The following is a 16,720-nucleotide window of genomic DNA, read 5'->3' as shown; positions in this document are numbered from 1 at the left end:
GTCCCTAATAAAAAAGTACAGCTTTATTATTAATGCCCGGGCGCTATACGCCCGGGTCATCTCTTGCAGGTGCTATCAGGTAATGATGTGTTGCTGGTTAACGAGCTCGTCGTACGTGGTCTGAACGTTATCAAGCGTAACGAGTGCAGTATTAGTGTAGGTGGACCCTGCACCATCACGGTCGATGGAGATCACAGTGTTGCTACCGCTTTGTGTGACATGGATATAATTCCCCAACGAGGCGGTATTACCGTCCCAGCCCACCAGCAGATCGCCGATGTCGATCTTGTCCCCCTGCGCCAGCGAGAACCCGGTCCAGTGATCGCCTCCGGCACTGCTGGTGTTACCCGCCGTGGCATTTCCCACCGTACTGTTCAGCACCTGGTAAATCAGCGTATCGCCGTAGGCCGTACCGGTGATGGCGTCGTTATGTTCCGAGCTGATGAACTGCGGTGCCATATTGATGGTCAGCGTGGCGGTATCCGTTCTTCCGGCAGAGTCGGTCAGGGTGTAGTTGAAGGTCTCCTTCGAGGTCATGGTTGAGAGCGATACCCCGCTGTTGAGGGTATAGGTGTAATGGCCGTCAGCGCCGATCGCCAGCGTGCCGTAGTGGCCGACAATGTTCACCGTTGCGCTGCCGGTATACGGATCCAGCGTGGTGGTCACGCCGTTGTAGCCGGTCACGCTCAGACGGGTATCCACCGAGTGGAGCTGATCCAGCACGCCGCCAGAGTCGGTGCCGTCAAAGATATTGCCGTTGACGGTGTGGCTGCCGGTGACGTCGAAATCACTCAGCGAGTAGGTGGTGCCGTTCACGCTTGGCGTGATGGTGATGGTCCCGACGCTGAGCCCCGGGACGCTACCGGTAAAGTTCAGCGTATAGGTCCCGGCGTTCAGATCCAGCCCGGTTAGCGGGACGTCGATACTGCCGCCCAGCAGCGAGCCGCCGCTGAAGGAGCCGCTGCGGATCACGCCGTTGGCATCGCTAATCGTCCAGTTCACCGTCAGCCCGCCCAGCGCCAGCAGCGAGGCCACGCTAAAGTGCAGCGACGCGTTGTGCAGCGCGGTGTTCGGGTCGACCACGAAGGTTCCGCTGCCGCTGCCCTGGGTTGATGAGAACAGGGCCGTCGTCCAGCTGGCGACACCCACGGTGGTATCCGAGTAGACCGACGTGTGGTGCACCGAGGTGAGGTCCATCGTGGCGCTGACATCGTTGACCGCATTCATTGCCTGCGCGGTTGGGGTGATGTTGAGCGATGCAGTATCCTTCGAGCCGTCAGGCGCGGTAACGGTGTAGACGAACGTATCCGGCGTGCTGATATGGTCCGCCCCCACGCCGCTTCTCAGGGTATAGGTGTACTGACCGGACGCATTGATGGTCAGCGTGCCGTATTCCCCCTGAATGGTGGTGGTGCCGCTGCTGTTGACCGCCACGCCGTTCACTTCGGTAACCAGCGTACCCGCTGGAACCGGGTCATTCGCCAGCACGTCGCCCGTGGTGGTTTCACTAATACTCGCCACGCTGTAGACATGATCCTGCAGGACGCTCAGCGTGTAGCCCGTCAGGACGGCGATCCCCGATGCGGTATTGAGTAAGAACAGGTACTCCCCGGCAGGCAGATTCAGCGTCAGCTGGGATGACGTGCCCCCCAGCAGCGGGGCGCGCAGCCAGCCCGATTCGACGCGAACCTGCTCGAAGGTCTGGGTCGCGTTGTTGAACTTATAGACGTACAGATCGAACACCGACGCCAGCGCCACGCCGCCCACGGAGGCCTGGATGGTCATGGTGCGGGTCGTGCCTTCCTCCACGTTGTAGATAATCGGGTTGGTCATGTCGTCCAGCAGGTTAAGCCCCAGCGTGTTGCCGAGATTAATGCCCACCACGGTAAAGCCACCCTGAGACGAGGCGCCGTTATTAATCTCACTTACGGTGGTGTCAAAGGTCAGCGAGGCCGTGTCGTCCACCGCCACAATGCCGTTGAGTACCGTACCGGCACCCAGAGACAGCACCAGGTTCGCCGACGCGCTGACGCCGTTATGGGTGATGGTGTAGGTGAAGCTTTCCGTGCGGCCAATGACCGCGGCACTGGTGTCGGTCAGGTTGTAGGTGTAGCTGCCGTCGCGGTTGATGGTCAGCGTACCGTATTTGCCCTGGATCACCGTGCCGTCGGCGTTCACGCTGGTGGTCACGCCCTGCGCGTTAGTGACCGTGGAAATGGTGGTTCCGGCCGGGGCATTGTCGCTGCCGGCGGTCGGGTCCGTATCGAGGATCACGTTGCCGTTGAGGCTGGTATCGCCCGTGACCGTACCCGGACCGGTCTCTTTCACCGCCACGTCGAGGCTGGTGTAGGAGCCGGTCGCCAGCAGGTTGGTGTTGTAGCTGAGTACGCGGTAGTTGCCGTCGGCCAGTCCGGTCAGGTTCAGTGAGACGCCGGTGGCGCCGAGGGTCAGGAGATCGGCAAACTGCGGTTGGCCGGTATCCACCACGGTGGTCCAGGCACCGTTGACGTAATGCTGCACTACCAGCTCAAGAGTATTGAGCAGAGAGAGCACCGCCCCCGTGGCGTTGGCGTTTACCACAATATCCGCGCTGCCGCCGCTGCCCACCGTGAAGTTCACCTGCGCGGTGTCATTGCCCAGCAGCGTCAGGACGTTGCCCACGGCGCCGACCAGCAGGAAGCCGTAGTCGCTGTACTGACTGTTGGTCACGGTTGCCGTGGTGCTGAGGTTCAGCTCTTCAACGTTATTGCTGGCAGAGAGCGGCACCACCGGCGCAAGGGCAGAGCCCGGCAGGGAGGTGTTGCCCGCGACGTCGGTAGCGGTGATCTGCAGCGTCTGGCCTTCGGTCTGTTTGTTAATGAAGGTGTAGCTGTAGGTGCCGTTGCTGCCCGCAATGGCGGTTACCGTTGAGCCGTCCGCAAGGCGGATTGTGACGGTGCTGCCCGCCTCCGCGCTCCCGGTCAGGACACTACCGTCGGCGTTGAAGGTACCGGTCGGTGCCGTTGGCGCGGTCGTATCGACGATAATCGTCGTCACGGCTGACGCCACGCTGGTGTTGCCCGCCGCATCGGTGGCCGTGGCGGTGAAGTTATGCGTGCCCTGCGTCAGCGTGGTGGTGGTTTGCGGCAGGGTCCAGTTGCCGCTGCCATCGGCGGTGACCGTACCCACCAGCGTGATGCCGTCGTAGATCCGAACCGTGGCATTCGCTTCGGCGGTCCCGCTCAGCGTTGGGCGGGTGTCGTTAGTCGGGTTCGTACCGGTCACGGGGCCGGTGACGCTGCCGACATCATCAATGACCGAACTGATGACCGGCGCGGCCGGCGGGAGGGTATCGACGTTAATCACATACCCGGCGGTGGGCGCGCTGGCGTTGCCCACCGCATCGGTGGCGGTAAAGGTCAACGTGTGCGCGCCGTTGCTCAGCGCCGGAGATGGCGTAAAGCTCCACGCGCCGCCGGTCGCCGTCACGCTGCCGATCTGGACCCCGTTATCAAAGATTTTCACCGTCGACCCCGCTTCTGCCGTGCCGCTGAGCGTAGGCTGCGCGTCGTTGGTGAACCCACCGTTGGCAACCGGCGTCGCTGCGTTGCCCACGTCATCCAGAATACTGGTCAGCACCGGCAGCGCAGGCGGCGTGGTGTCGATGGTGAGGCTGAAGCTGGTCGACGACACGCTGGTGTTGCCTGCCGCATCCGTGGCCTGCGCGGTGAAGCTGTGCGGGCCACTCGCCAGCGTGGTGGTGAGCAAGATACTCCAGCTCCCGCTGCTGTCCGCGGTGCCCGTTCCGACCAGGGTGGTTCCCTCATAGATCTTCACGGTGGCAAACGGCTCGCTGGTTCCAACAAGCCGCGGTACGGTGTCGTCGGTCGTCTGCCCGGACGTGAGCGGTCCGGTGAGGCTGCCCACGTCGTCGATTGCCTGGCTGATAACCGGCGCATTCGGTGCCGTGGTATCGACAATCAGGGTAAAGTTTGGCGACGCCGGGCTGACGTTGCCCGCTGCATCGGTGACCGTGGCGGTCCAGGTGTGGCTGCCGCTGGACAGCGGCGTTGACGGCGTAAAGCTCCAGTTGCCGCTGCCGTCCGCCAGCACGGTGCCGACCGGCTGCCCGTTCTCATACACGGTGACCGTGGCGTTGGCGCTGGCGGTGCCGTTCAGGGTCGGCGTGGTGTCGTCGGTGCTCTGCCCGGAGGAGAGCGGGGTTTGAATACTGCCCACGTTGTCACCCGCGGTCGAAATGACCGGTGCCGACGGCACGCCCGTATCCACCGTCAGGTTAAACGGTGCCGTTGTGGTGCCGGTGTTGCCTGCCGCATCGGTAGCGTTGAAGGTGATCGTATGGGACCCGTCGCCCAGATCGGTGCCCGGGGTGAAGGTCCAGTTGCCCTGGGCATTTACCACCGCCGTACCTATTTCGCTCCCGTCGACAATCACGTGCACTGTGGCACCGACGTCGCCCGTGCCGTTGAAGGTCGGACGCGCGTCGTTAGTGCTGTTGCCCGACGTGAGCGTCCCGGTGACCGGACCGACATCGTCAACCACGCTGGTGACTACCGGTACGCCAGGGGCTGCGGTATCCACGGTAAAGGCGAAGACCGATGAGTTAGCCGAGGCATTGCCTGCCGCATCCGTTGCATAGACGCGAAGGGCGTAGCTGCCGTCGCCCAGCGGCGTGGTCGGGGTAAAGGACCAGTTCCCGCTTCCGTCAACGGTTGCAGTACCAATCTGCGTCCCGTTGTTCATGATGTGAACAGTGCTGCCTGCCTGTCCGGTGCCGCTAATTGTAGGGGTGTTGTCGTTGGTCACCTGCCCGCTGGTGAGGTTGCCCTGGACGCCGCCTGGGACGTTGTCATTTACCGTATCCAGCGTTGGAACCGTCGGTGCCGTCAGGTCAATCACCACGCTCCAGGGCGCGGAGACCGCGCTGAGGTTGCCCTGCGGGTCGGTCGCCTGGACGGTGAAGCTGTGCGAGCCTTCGCCGAGGGCGGTATCAGGGGTAAACGTCCATGCGCCGGTACTGTCAGCTGTCACTACGGCAATCTGCGTGCCGCCGTCGAAAAGGGTCACCACGCTGTTTGCGTCCGCTGTCCCCGAAAGGGTTGGCGTGGCGTCGTTGGTGAGACCACCGCTGACCACCGTGGTGGCGGCATTGCCCACATTATCCGTGACGTTGGTGATGACCGGCGTGGCGGAAACGGAATCCACCACGACGGTGAAGCCCGCCGAAGGACCGCTCTGGTTCCCCGCCGGATCGGTCTCGCGGATGGTCAGGACGTGATTGCCCTCTGCCAGGACAGGCGTGGTATAGCTCCAGGTGCCGGTGATGCCGACCTCTGCGGTCCCCAGCAGCACGCCGTTGTTGTAGATGGAGATAGTATCACCCACCGCACCGGTGCCGGTGAGGGTCGGCTGGTTGTCGTTGGTGGTCTGGCCGCTGGTCAGCGGGCCGGTGCCCGGACCAACGTCGTCAATCACGGCGCCGATGGTCGGCGTGCCCGGCGCGGTAAGGTCAACGGTGACGCTGGCCGCCGGAGAGCGACCGCTGGTCTGACCGTTGAGGGTCGCGGTCACCTCAAAGGTGTGCAGCCCTTCGCCAAGCGCGGCTGGCGTATAGCTCCAGTTGCCGCTGCCGTCGGCGGTGACCGTCGTCAATGGCGTCGCGCTACCGTCCAGGTAGATAGCGATCTGGCTCCCCGCCTGAGCCGTACCGGTGAGGGTCGGGGTGGTGTCGTTGGTGGTTTTGCCTTTCACATCGCCAATGATTGGGTCGACGTCATCGTTGATCGCCGTGATGACGGGTACATCAGGAAGATTCGGCTCCGTACCGGTGACGGTGTAATTCGCAACGGGACTTTCATGCCCGGCAGCATCTGTCGCGGTCACGGTCAGGGTCGCGCCATCCTGCTGAGCGGGGCTGACAGCGATGGAGAAGTTGCCGCCGGTGGCAACCCCGGTACCAATGACGTTGCCATTACTGTCTTTCACCGTGATGAGGCTTCCCGCTTCGGCACTACCGGTTAGTGGCGTACCTTCTGGTGCCAGGTTCAGATTGTCAGGGGCGTCCGGGGTGAGGGTATCCACCGTCACGCTCAGCGGGGCTGAACTTCCTGAAGCGTTACCCGCAGGATCGGTAGCGGAGACAGTGAAGGTATGCGGACCCTCTGAGAGCGTTGTACCTGCGGTCCAGCTCCAGCTACCGTCCGGCTGGATCGTGACCGGCACCCCTGACGGGATACCGTCGACGGAGACAATCACGGTGGTGCCGGGTTCGCTTGTCCCGGTAAGGGTCGGCGTGCCGTCGCGGGTGTAGAGCACGTTGTTGGTGAGCTGGCTGTCTGAGACGGCACTGATCTGCGGGATCCCAGGCGCAACGGTATCGAGCGTGACGGTAAAGACCGAACTCGGCGCGCTGACGTTGCCCGCTGCGTCCACGCCCGCCACGGTAATGTTCAGCGGGCCGTCCGTTTGCGCTGGAAGCGTCAGGCTCCATTCTCCGTTCACCACCACGACACGGCCCAGCTCGACGCCGTTGTTGTAGACGATCACCGTCTCACCGTTAACGCCGGTTCCGCCCACTGTCGGCGTGGTATCCGTGATGTAGCCCCCGTTCGGTTCACCGCCCACGGCGCTGATCGCTGGCGTAGCCGGTGCCACGGTATCCACGGTGATCGCGATCGCCGGGGAAGCGTCAGAGACGTTGCCCGCTTCATCGGTGGCGGTGGCGGTATAGACGTGGCTGCCCTCCGCAATATTACTGTCAGGACGCCAGCTCCAGTTGCCGTTGCTGTCTACCGTGACGGTACCAACGATAGTTGGCGTGCCGCCGTTGACCGTGTCAGTGATGTTGATAACGTCGTTTGGCGTACCGGTGCCGCTCAGCACCGGGCGCGGATCGTTGGTGGTGCCGCCATCGGGAACGGGGCCGGTGATCTGGGTGACGCTGTCAGTAATGACCGGTGCTGCAGGCGTAGCTGGCGGGTCGGTGTCAATGGTGATGGTGACCGGCTGCGACGGGGCGCTTTCGTTGCCCGTGCCGTCCACATTGGTGACGGTCAGGGTGATGTCATAGGTGCCGCCAGCCAGGGGGGATGGCGGTGTCCAGGTCCAGTTGCCGGTATTGTCCACGACAGCGTCGCCGATTTTGACGCCGTTGTTGTAGATCGTCACGGTATCACCCGGATTGCCGGTACCGCTCAGGGTCGGCGTGGTGTCGCGGGTGATTTCGCCCGGGTTCAGCGGCGTTGCTGTGCCGTCAGGATTGACGGTAATGGCCGGGATATCCGGCGTGGCAGGCGCAACGGTATCCACCGTCAGTTCAAATGGCGTTGAGATGGTGGTATTGCCCGCGGCATCTGTGGCGTGCACCGTCAGGGAATGCGGACCGTCGGTGAGCGGGGTCACGGGCGTGAAGCTCCAGCCGCCGCTGCCGTTGAGGATGGCGGTGCCAAGCAGAGTCGTGCCGTCATAGACGGTGATCACCGTGTCTGCAGGGGCGGTGCCCTGCAGCAGGGGGCGAGTGTCATCCGTGGTATCGCCGCTGTTGAGCGAACCCTGTACGCCGCCGACATCGTCGGTCACGGTGGCGATGGTGGCCGCCGCTGGCGCAGTGATATCGACGTTCAGGGTGAAGTCGTCTGACGGCTGGCTGGTGTTACCCGCCGCGTCGGTGGCGACGACGCTAAAGGTATGAGGACCTTCGCCAAGCGGCGTGGTAAGGGTATAGGTCCAGGTGCCGCTGCCGTCGATCAGAATCGTAGTGAGATCGCCGCCATCCAGGCGAATAGTGACGGTTGAACCCGGTTCAGCCGTGCCGTTGAGCGTTGGCGTGGTGTCGTTGGTGCTGTCGTTGGGGTTGAGCGCGCCGAGGCGCTCCGGCACATCATCCAGCACCTGGGTAATGACCGGCGCCGCAGGCGCGACGCTGTCAACCGTCAGGGGCCAGGTGTTGGAGACGGGGCTGGGGTTGCCTGCCGCATCGGTTGCGACGGCGGTCAGGGCGTGGGAGCCTTCACCGATTGAGGAGGAAGGGGTAAAGCTCCATACGCCGAGGCCATTGGCAACGGTTGTACCAATTTCAACACCGTCCACGCGCAGGCTGATCGTCGCGTTTGCTTCAGCGGTACCGCTGAGCGTCGGGGTGGCGTCGTTGGTGGTCCCGTTCAAGTCGATCGCGCCGGTCTGCCCTGGGATGTCGTTTACAACCTGTAAAATCACCGGGGCGGTTGGCGCCGTCCCGTCAACGTTAATTGTCCACGCATTTGATATCCCGCTCGGGTTACCGGCGGGATCCGTCGCCTTCGCGGTCAGCACCCAGGTGCCATCGGTCAGCGGTGTGGGCGGCGTAAAGCTCCACTGGCCGGAGGAGGGAACAACCACCGTACCGAGGGCATCGCTGCCGTTATAAATCGTGATGGTCGAGCCCGCCTCGCCTGTGCCGTTCAGGGTCGGTGCCCGGTCGTTAGTCAGCCCATTCTGGGCCACGGGGCCGGTGGTGGCCTGCACGTCATCAATCACCGACAGGATGACCGGGGTCTGCGGCGGGGTAATGTCCGGTGCCGCCGCGGAGGTGGTTGGACTGGTGTTGCCCGCCGTGTCGGTGGCGTCAGCGGTCAGGATTTCGCCGTTGATCCTCGGCGGGCTCAGCGTCAGGCTGAAGTTCCCCTGGCTATCAACAACCACTGTGCCAAGAGTGAAATCGCCTTCACGGATGGTCACCGTGCTGCCTGCTTCTCCGATACCGCTGATGGTACCGCCATCATTCGACACCACGAGGTTTCCTGGGGCAGACGGCGGCGTGGTGTCCACGGTAAAGGTGATAGGTTCAGAGGCCGTACTCTGGTTTCCGGCGGCATCGGTTTCAGTGACGGTGATCGAATGCGTACCGTCCGGAAGCGGGCCCCCTGGGGTAACGCTCCAGGTACCGTTAGGCAGCACCGTCGTTGTGCCAATCGCCACGCCGTTATCGTAAATAGTGATGGTTCCACCGGGCTCGCCCGTTCCCGCCAGAATCGGCTGCGAGGCATCGGTAGGCACGCCCGACGAGATTGTTCCTCGGATAATGCCCGTATCGTCGAGCAGCACAATCGCGGTGGGCGCTGTCGGAGGGGTGAGATCGACGGTGAGGGTGAATACCGGTGAGGCTGGTCCGGTGTTGCCGGCGGCGTCGGTTGCCCGTACGGTAATCTGGTGGGTGCTTTCATTCAGGTCGACGGACGGGGTGAATGTCCATGTGCCATTGCTGGCGACGACCGCGGTGCCAATGGCTATTCCGCCGTCATAAATCGTCACGGTGGAGCCCGCTTCGGCGGTGCCGGATAGTTGCGGCCGCTGATCGTTGGTGCTGCCGCCGTTGGTCACCGTCCCCGTCTGAGGGGCGATATCGTCGATTACGCTGCCAATCGTTGGTGCATCGGGTGCGGTGAGATCCGGTGCGGTGACGCTTGAACCCTGGCTGGTATTCCCGGCGCTATCCGTTGCGGTGGCAGTTACCTGCTCGCCGTTGGTCAACGGTGTTCCGAGGGAGACGCTAAAGTTGCCGTCGCTGCCCGTTTTTCCTGTACCAATGACGTTGCCGTTCGCGTCTTTCAGCGTGATGGTGCTGCCGGGTTCGGCGGAACCGGTGACGGTTTTACCGTCTGACGAGAAACGAAGGCTGGATGGCGCATTCGGCGGTGTCGTATCCGGATCGGCGGGGTCGACCGGGGTGTTGGGGTTGGTGCTGTTGTTATTACCGTCATCGCCACCACCACCTCCTCCGCCGGTACTTGCCGCGGCCGCGATGCCGCCCGCAGCCGCAATACCGCCCAGAGCCCATGGCCAGATGGCGGCGCCACCGGCATCACTTCCTGATGCCGCAAGCAGCACGTCCGTGGACGCGATAGATTCGTACGTGGCGGCACCAGCCGGATCTTCAATCCACCATAACGCGCCGTTGCTGTCCTGCAGAACCAGCTGGCTCACGCCCTGCGCGTCCGCGACGTAGAAATTTTTAAGGGTGATCACCTCGCCGGAGTGGAGTGTCACCAGCAGGTCGTTACCGCTTCGCGCGAAGTGGGAGACGCTCGCTCGCTCGACGTGAAGCTCAACGACAGAGGAATGGTTCAGCGTAACCTGTGTACCTTCCAGGATCGTTTCTACGCCAGTAAGTTTTGAAATAACAGAGATTTGGCTCATTTTGTTATTACTCCAGCAGAAGTGTCATGAACGGCGAGCAAGACGAGCCATCTCTGCTGAAGGTAAAGGGCGCCCCCGGTGTAGTTGCTGTTATAAAACAGCTCTCACCGTAGAATTCAGCGCGCACGATGCCCGCCATGCGTCAGAGTGGCAACATCAGAGCGAATCTAATGACTTATGAAAAAACGTTTAATGGGTGTTTTGTATTTTATAAAACCCTGTAATTAATAGAGGAATTGGTTTCTGGAATATAAAAATGATATAGACAGAAAATGCGTGTTGTGCAAATTAAGCTTTCGTAAATAAAGGTGCAAACAATGAAGGGGGCATTAATCTATTGATGTGTTTTATAATTCATATTTGCTATCTTTTTGTTTTTGAATGCTTTTTATTTATTGTGATGGCGCTGTTATTTAAGGTTTACGACCCGGTATGATAATTGGTAGGGAGCATTTTAAATAACATGTTAAGCGTTATTGTTTAAGCGGGCTTAACGTGTGTTTAAGTTAGGGTAACGTTTTTGATGTAAGATATATTATGTCATTGAGGTAATGAAATATATTCTTGTACAGGGTTGAAACTCTGCTATCACGCGTAAGCAATAATAACGGGCAAGCAAAGAGAAAATAAGCTGATTTATTTTCTTTCCGACTGAGGCACGGGCAGGACTTCAGGAAAGCAAAAAATTCACCGAAGAATGAATAAAAATCGTCAGCCGGACGTTTACTGACGTCACTCCCCACTTACCCTGGAGTTTTGTATGAACACGACCTCGTTTCGTTTGATCCCGGTGCTGATTTTTTCCCTGCTGTCTCCACTGGCGCTGGCCATGGGCAATAATAGTACCGAGAGCAAAACGCCTGATTGTCCTTCCGGACAGGTGTATGACAGCGCCACGCAGAAATGCGTGCCGGACAAGAGCAGCAGCCTCAGCGACCAGGACAAAACCAACTACGCGTACCATCTCGCGAAGAAAGGGGAGTACCAGGCGGCGCTGAATCTGCTTGATTCGCTGAAAAATGGCAATACGGCTGAAGCGTGGAACTATCGCGGGTTCGCCACGCGCAAACTGGGCCGCACGGACGAAGGGATTGGTTACTACCAGCGCGCGCTGGCTATCGCGCCGGATTATGCCAAAGCCCGGGAGTATCTCGGTGAAGCATGGATGGTGAAAGGACGCCCGGACCTCGCGAAAGAACAGCTGAAGGTGATTGCCGGTATCTGCGGCCAGTCCTGCGAGGAGTACCGTGACCTGCAGGCCGCCATCAATGGACACCCGGAGTCCTGATTATCTCGTGGAGGGAAAACCCATCGCAACCCGTGAGGTTCGTCAACAGCTCGCCGCACTCCTGCCGCGCCTCTGGCGCTATGGGCTGGTGCTGTCGCGAAACAGGGATATCGCCGAAGAGCTGGTTCAGTCCACCTGCGTGCGTGCGCTTGAAAGAAGCAGCCAGTATACGCCTGGCACGCGCATCGACAGGTGGCTGTTCGCGATCCTGCACTCCATCTGGATCTCTGAGCTTCGGGCACGACACGTTCGACAGGGGCAGGGATTTGTTCCCAGCGACGAGCTGCTGGCGCCGGACACCTGCGAACAGAATGAGACGCGCCTGCATTACCTTCAGGTAATGCAGCGCGTTAACGCGCTGCCCGAAGCCCAGCGCAACGCGGTATTTTTGGTTTATGTCGAAGGCTTTACCTACCAGGAGGCGGCGGAGACCCTGGCGGTGCCGATCGGTACCGTGATGAGCCGGCTGGCGACGGCGCGGGCTCGGCTTGCCAGATCCGCTGACGCACTCCCTCCGGTAAAGGAGAAACGCTCTTGAACGCGCACCGTTTTACACCGCCCTATAACGACGACGCCATCGTGGCCTGGATAGATGGCGAGATGTGTCTCGCCGACGCGCAGCAGTTTGAAGAACAGTTAAAGCGTGACGAACGCCTCGCCGGACGAACCGATGAACTGATGAAAAGCAGCCAGGATTACGCCGGGGCGTTTGCTTCCCTGCTGGATGACGCGCCTCTTGAGACGATGCAGGCGCGTCTTGCGGCACTTCCCGACCCGCAGTCCGCCACGCCGACTGGCGTCAGCCGACGGGCGCTGATCGCCGCCTCGGTCAGTTTCTTGCTGGTCGGCTCCGGGCTGGGCTACCTGCTGCGGCCTGCTGCTGGCCCAGAGGATGAGAACGCCCATATCCGCGACCTCGAAGCGCAATATATGTCCCTGTACAGCGTCGAGACGCTGCTGGATATGGACAGCGCAACGCCGGTCCTGCAGCGCGGGCTGGAACGGGCCGCGCAGGACATCGGCATGAGGCTAAACCTGTCGCAGCTTACCCTGCAGGGGGCAGAGCTTAAAATGGTGCGCATGCTGCGCTATGAAACGACGTCTATCGCGCAGATTGCCTGGATCAACCCCGACTACGGCCCGATGGCCCTCTGTATTTCGCCTGTTGATGAAAAGGCGACGGCCTCGCTCCGTGAAGAACAGCGGCACAGCATGAACCTGGCCTGGTGGCAGGAGGCGGGCTACCAGTTTGTCCTGATTGGCCGCAACCCACCGTCCTATCTGCGGGAACACGCGGAGCAGCTACAGCGCCTGATCTCAGGGTGACGGCACCTTGTTCGTCTGAATCGCAATGGCGATGGCAATACGATCGTCCACGACCAGGGCAAACTTATCCATCCCATAGGACGCGCGCGAGATCGCCGTGGTGGCGTCCAGCGTGGGGGCCTGCGCATGCGGGTCTTTCACCACGGCCTCCAGGATCACCGGCCGGGCAATGTTTCGTACGGTCAGCGTGCCGAACACCCTGAACCGTCCGGCGCCCTGGGCGACCACGCGAGAGCTGATGAACTCGATGGTCGGGTAGTGCTCCGCATCAAAAAACATGTCGCTTTTTAATTGCCAGGTGAGCAGCGTGTTTGAGGCCACCAGGGTGGCCACAGGAATGGTGACGTGGATGTGGTCGTCAACGTCGTTATCCGGATTGAGCGTCACGGCACCCGTTACGCCGCTGAACGTTGCCCAGGAGAGGATGCCGCCGAAGGCATGCCACGAGAGCCGAATGGCGGTGTTATCGGTATCGATAAGGTAGCTTTTCGGGGCAGCATGCAGGGAAGGGCACAACAGCAGAACGGTCAGAAAGGCCAAAAGGCGGTACATAGTGGTTTCTCCGATAAGTGCGCACTGCGTAAACGCCTGAGGTGCTAATTATATTCGAAGAAATAAAAAAGGCCGCAAGCGCGACCTTTTCGTGAGTATAACTAATTACTCAGTGACTTTCTTTTCCAGCTCGCTGGCACCTTCTTTGGTTTTGTTCCAGCCTTTCTCAGCGCCTTCTTTGGTGGCATCCCACCCTTTCTCGGTGCCTTCTTTGGTTTTATGCCAGGCTTTCTGGGAATCTTCGCTGACCTTGCTGCCCAGGCTCTCGCTCTTGCCTTCCGCAGCATGCTTCTGTTTCAGCTTCAGCTCTTCACCTTTGTTCTGCTCTTCGTGCAGTTTTTGCTTCGCCTCGTTGGCGTTTGCGTTCGCCGCCGCGACGGTATCGTCAGTTGCATGTGTGGTCGCAGCAAATACTGGGGAAGCCAGCAGAACGGCAGATAATGCGATAATTGTTTTTTTCATAATATCCTCATTTAACGTTATCGGTTATGAGCGTGATTCAGCATGGCACAGGCGAAACGGGATGGCTTTAGGAAAAAACTGTAATGAGATCAACATGCCCTGATGAGAGGTATTTCGCCTGAGGATTATCCAAAGGGTAAAACGCCTATTTCCGCGAGGGCGGCGAGCGTCAGGAGAATGAATATGATGACGGTTATGGGTCTGTACATGGTGGAGTTCCTTCCGGGTTAAGCGGCTATTCCGTAGCGCTGGGTAGGGGTGTTTTTTTATTCTCCATAGGGGGAGGGGCGGTGTCGTTGATGTTGGTCAAAGGGAGAGGGTAGCTTCTCAAGCGAGAAGATGAATGAGCTCTGTCAGGGCTGGACGTAGTGATTGTGGTGGAATGATCGCAGATTTACTCCCTTCTCGCTGGCGGCTCGCTTGTTCATAGCGGGTTTGATAAATACTCCGATCTTGATTTTGTCGTTGTGGTAGACCCTCTCTACTATGACGAAATCATGGCTCAGCGTATTGTGTTCGCCGGAACACTGGGTCACCTGCTCCATGCTTTCACCGGGGAACATGTGGGAGAGCCTCGTCTGCTTAGCCATGCTGAAAGCCGGAGCCCGGGCCTGAAAGGTTTTGGTCTGTTCCGCCCCCCATGTTCAGACGACGTTTGCTAAAAAATGGTCGTCTGAATTTCGGTTGTGAGGTTCTTCCTGAGTGCTTAGATTCATTTTCAATCTATCGAGAGGATATGAATATGAACTTTGCAGAACGCCACTATCAGCATGAGCCTCTTCTTATCGCCAACGTCTGGGATGCCGCCAGTGCTGTCGCTGCGCAAAAAGCAGGCTACCAGGTTCTGGGAACGTCCAGTGCAGCTATAGCGTCCACACTGGGATATGACGACGGGCAGGGAGTGCCGTTTGATGAGTTATTTTATATGGTCACCCGGATCCGGGCTGCCAGCAACCTGCCATTGAGCGTTGACATGGAAGCAGGGTATGGTGATTCAGCCGAAGAGATAGCAGACAATCTGCGGCGCCTTGCTCAGACAGGCGTCGCGGGCGTTAACCTCGAAGACAGCCGAGTCATAAACGGGGTTCGTCAGCTTGACGATGCCTCTGACTTTTCCCGTAACCTGAGAACAGTATGCGATACGCTGAGAAGCGAAAATTACAGCCTGTTTCTGAACATCCGGACTGACACGTACCTGCTCGGGCATGAAGACGCGTTGCAGGAGACGATATTACGGGGTCAACGCTATAAAGCTGGAGGTGCTGACGGCCTTTTTGTTCCCTGCCTGACGTCAGAGAAAGACATCAGCCTCATTGCAGAGGCAACGGGGTTGCCTTTGAATGTCATGTGTATGCCCGATCTTCCGTCATTCGACAGGCTGAAACGGGCAGGGGTAAGCCGCATTTCAATGGGCAATTTTGTTCATTCAGCGATGCAGTCAACGCTGACTGATGTCATGCATGCGATCCGATCTCGTCAGACGTTTGAAGGACTTTTTGGTGATGAAAATAACCGATAAAAATCTGTGTGATATCTGGTATCAGGCATTACTTGAACGTGCTTCAGACTACACTGGCGTGTTTTTTGTTGGCGTCAAAACCACTGGTGTATTCTGCATTTCGGTATGCCGGGCGCGAAAGCCCAAGCGCGAAAATGTCGAATTTTATAAAGATGCCAAATCTGCCCTGGCGGACGGCTTTCGTCCCTGTAAAGTCTGCAGACCTGCGGAAAATGCGCACAGCGCGCCATTATTCGTTGAGCAGGCGCTTGCGCTTGTCAGGCGCGATATCAAATCCCGTGTAGCAGACGCGGAGCTTCGTCAGCATGGCATCAGCCCGGAGCGGGTAAGGCGCTGGTTCCTGCAACATCACGGCATCACTTTTCAGGCTTTCCAGCGAATGCAGCGGGTGAACGTTGCCCTGCAGGAGCTGAAAAGTGGACGAGCGGCGACTGACGTTGCGCTGGACAATGGCTATGAATCGCTGAGCGGCTTTGGTTATACCTACAAGCGTCTTACTGGCGCTGCGCCGACTCAGGCAACCCAGGTGATAGTCATTCACCGGTTTACCACGACGCTTGGACCGATGTTTGTCTGCGCGACAGAGCGGGGAGTCTGTCTGCTGGAGTTTACCGATCGCCGGATGTTAGAAACTGAATTCCGCGATATTCAGCGTTTATTTAACGCCAGAATCGTCACCGGCGAAAACAGCCATACCCGGCAGACAGTAAAAGAGATCGACGAGTATTTTTCCGGAACGCGCCGACAGTTTGATCTGGCTTTAGATGCTCCGGGCAGTGATTTTCAACAATCCGTCTGGCATGCGTTGCGTACTGTTCCCTATGGACAGACCTCACACTATCAGGCCATTTCACTACGGCTTAATAAGCCAAATGCTGTGCGCGCCGTCGCTGCCGCTAACGGTGCCAACCGGATTGCGATTGTGATCCCCTGTCACAGGATAATTGGAAAAGATGGGACGATGACAGGTTATGGTGGGGGGATTTCACGCAAAGAATGGCTTATTGAGCATGAGAAAAACAATGTTTAATGGCGTGATGTTGCTGTGTCGCCGGGAAAATTTACGGACTTCGCGGGACATGTTGAGGGTACAAAAAAGCCCGCAGGGCTTGCGCCGTGCGGGCTTTCAGGACTTCATCAGTCGACTCTGGTGATCGCCGATGGAGAATTTTGGTGCTGGCGGAGTCTGAATAGATATCTTAAGTGATTAAATATTAATGTTTTTTACGTATTCAACTTTCAGTTATGTACCTAAACGTGTACCAATTAGGAAGGGTTATAGCGATCTTGACTTTCTAAAATCGTCGTCTGTTTTTACTCTTGAACATTTCTCGGCATTTACATCGTCAGGAGAAAAGTTTTTTTGTGTTCTACTATTCATACTGTTCACTAAGTGATTT

The 16,720-nt window shown here is 58.9% G+C and carries 8 protein-coding genes and 1 pseudogene; 6 read left to right on the top strand and 3 right to left on the bottom strand.

All coding sequences use genetic code 11. The annotated features are described in order from the left end of the window. Positions 1 to 75: 75 nt before the first annotated feature. The gene (locus ABFV38_RS16870; RefSeq protein WP_348957614.1) at positions 76 to 10,173 is read right to left on the bottom strand and encodes a BapA/Bap/LapF family large adhesin; all 10,098 of its coding nucleotides are present in this window, start codon (positions 10,171 to 10,173) and stop codon (positions 76 to 78) included. A 760-nt stretch (positions 10,174 to 10,933) separates the two neighbouring features. Here ABFV38_RS16870 and ABFV38_RS16865 point away from each other — a divergent pair. From ABFV38_RS16865 to ABFV38_RS16855, 3 genes are read left to right on the top strand one after another with little or no spacing between them, the layout of a single operon-like run. Further along, positions 10,934 to 11,461 (top strand): tetratricopeptide repeat protein, encoded by a 528-nt coding sequence (locus ABFV38_RS16865; RefSeq protein WP_023294382.1) that lies wholly within the window; start codon positions 10,934 to 10,936, stop codon positions 11,459 to 11,461. Further along, positions 11,442 to 11,999, top strand: a complete 558-nt coding sequence (locus ABFV38_RS16860; RefSeq protein ID WP_235404749.1) for a sigma-70 family RNA polymerase sigma factor — start codon at positions 11,442 to 11,444, stop codon at positions 11,997 to 11,999. Before ABFV38_RS16865 ends, ABFV38_RS16860 begins: the two co-directional genes overlap by 20 nt. Next, on the top strand, positions 11,996 to 12,787 hold the full coding sequence (locus tag ABFV38_RS16855) for a hypothetical protein (RefSeq protein WP_348957613.1): 792 nt from the start codon (positions 11,996 to 11,998) through the stop codon (positions 12,785 to 12,787). The genes ABFV38_RS16860 and ABFV38_RS16855 overlap by 4 nt, the downstream gene beginning before the upstream one ends. On the opposite strand, the gene ABFV38_RS16850 is transcribed toward ABFV38_RS16855, so the two are convergent. Continuing rightward, complete coding sequence (locus ABFV38_RS16850) at positions 12,779 to 13,339, bottom strand: YceI family protein (RefSeq protein WP_063616778.1); 561 nt, start codon at positions 13,337 to 13,339, stop codon at positions 12,779 to 12,781. The genes ABFV38_RS16855 and ABFV38_RS16850 overlap by 9 nt on opposite strands. 105 nt (positions 13,340 to 13,444) lie before the next feature. Then, positions 13,445 to 13,801 (bottom strand): hypothetical protein, encoded by a 357-nt coding sequence (locus ABFV38_RS16845; RefSeq protein ID WP_023333137.1) that lies wholly within the window; start codon positions 13,799 to 13,801, stop codon positions 13,445 to 13,447. Positions 13,802 to 14,187: 386 nt separating this feature from the next. Here ABFV38_RS16845 and ABFV38_RS16840 point away from each other — a divergent pair. From ABFV38_RS16840 to ABFV38_RS16830, 3 genes and pseudogenes are all read left to right on the top strand, one after another. Next, positions 14,188 to 14,385 (top strand): annotated as a pseudogene (locus ABFV38_RS16840) (nucleotidyltransferase domain-containing protein); the annotation flags it as partial. Positions 14,386 to 14,543: 158 nt separating this feature from the next. Further along, positions 14,544 to 15,320 carry an isocitrate lyase/phosphoenolpyruvate mutase family protein gene (locus tag ABFV38_RS16835; RefSeq protein ID WP_348957612.1) on the top strand — a complete coding sequence of 259 codons (777 nt, stop codon included), beginning with the start codon at positions 14,544 to 14,546 and terminating at the stop codon, positions 15,318 to 15,320. Beyond that, a complete protein-coding gene (locus tag ABFV38_RS16830; RefSeq protein WP_348959429.1) occupies positions 15,304 to 16,350 on the top strand; it encodes a methylated-DNA--[protein]-cysteine S-methyltransferase in 1,047 nt (348 codons plus the stop codon). The genes ABFV38_RS16835 and ABFV38_RS16830 overlap by 17 nt, the downstream gene beginning before the upstream one ends. The last annotated feature ends 370 nt before the right edge of the window (positions 16,351 to 16,720 follow it).

The sequence above is a fragment of the Enterobacter cloacae complex sp. Mu1197 genome, assembly GCF_040059225.1.
Classification (GTDB): Bacteria; Pseudomonadota; Gammaproteobacteria; order Enterobacterales; family Enterobacteriaceae; genus Enterobacter; species Enterobacter quasiroggenkampii.
This window is presented reverse-complemented; position numbering and strand designations above follow the sequence as displayed.

Bases quoted from the DNA above. Each gene is read 5' to 3' on its own strand.
- ABFV38_RS16850 (WP_063616778.1), bottom strand. From the start codon at position 13,339: ATGTACCGCCTTTTGGCCTTTCTGACCGTTCTGCTGTTGTGCCCTTCC.
- ABFV38_RS16860 (WP_235404749.1), top strand. From the start codon at position 11,442: ATGGACACCCGGAGTCCTGATTATCTCGTGGAGGGAAAACCCATCGCA.
- ABFV38_RS16845 (WP_023333137.1), bottom strand. From the start codon at position 13,801: ATGAAAAAAACAATTATCGCATTATCTGCCGTTCTGCTGGCTTCCCCA.
- ABFV38_RS16830 (WP_348959429.1), top strand. From the start codon at position 15,304: ATGAAAATAACCGATAAAAATCTGTGTGATATCTGGTATCAGGCATTA.
- ABFV38_RS16865 (WP_023294382.1), top strand. From the start codon at position 10,934: ATGAACACGACCTCGTTTCGTTTGATCCCGGTGCTGATTTTTTCCCTG.
- ABFV38_RS16870 (WP_348957614.1), bottom strand. From the start codon at position 10,173: ATGAGCCAAATCTCTGTTATTTCAAAACTTACTGGCGTAGAAACGATC.
- ABFV38_RS16835 (WP_348957612.1), top strand. From the start codon at position 14,544: ATGAACTTTGCAGAACGCCACTATCAGCATGAGCCTCTTCTTATCGCC.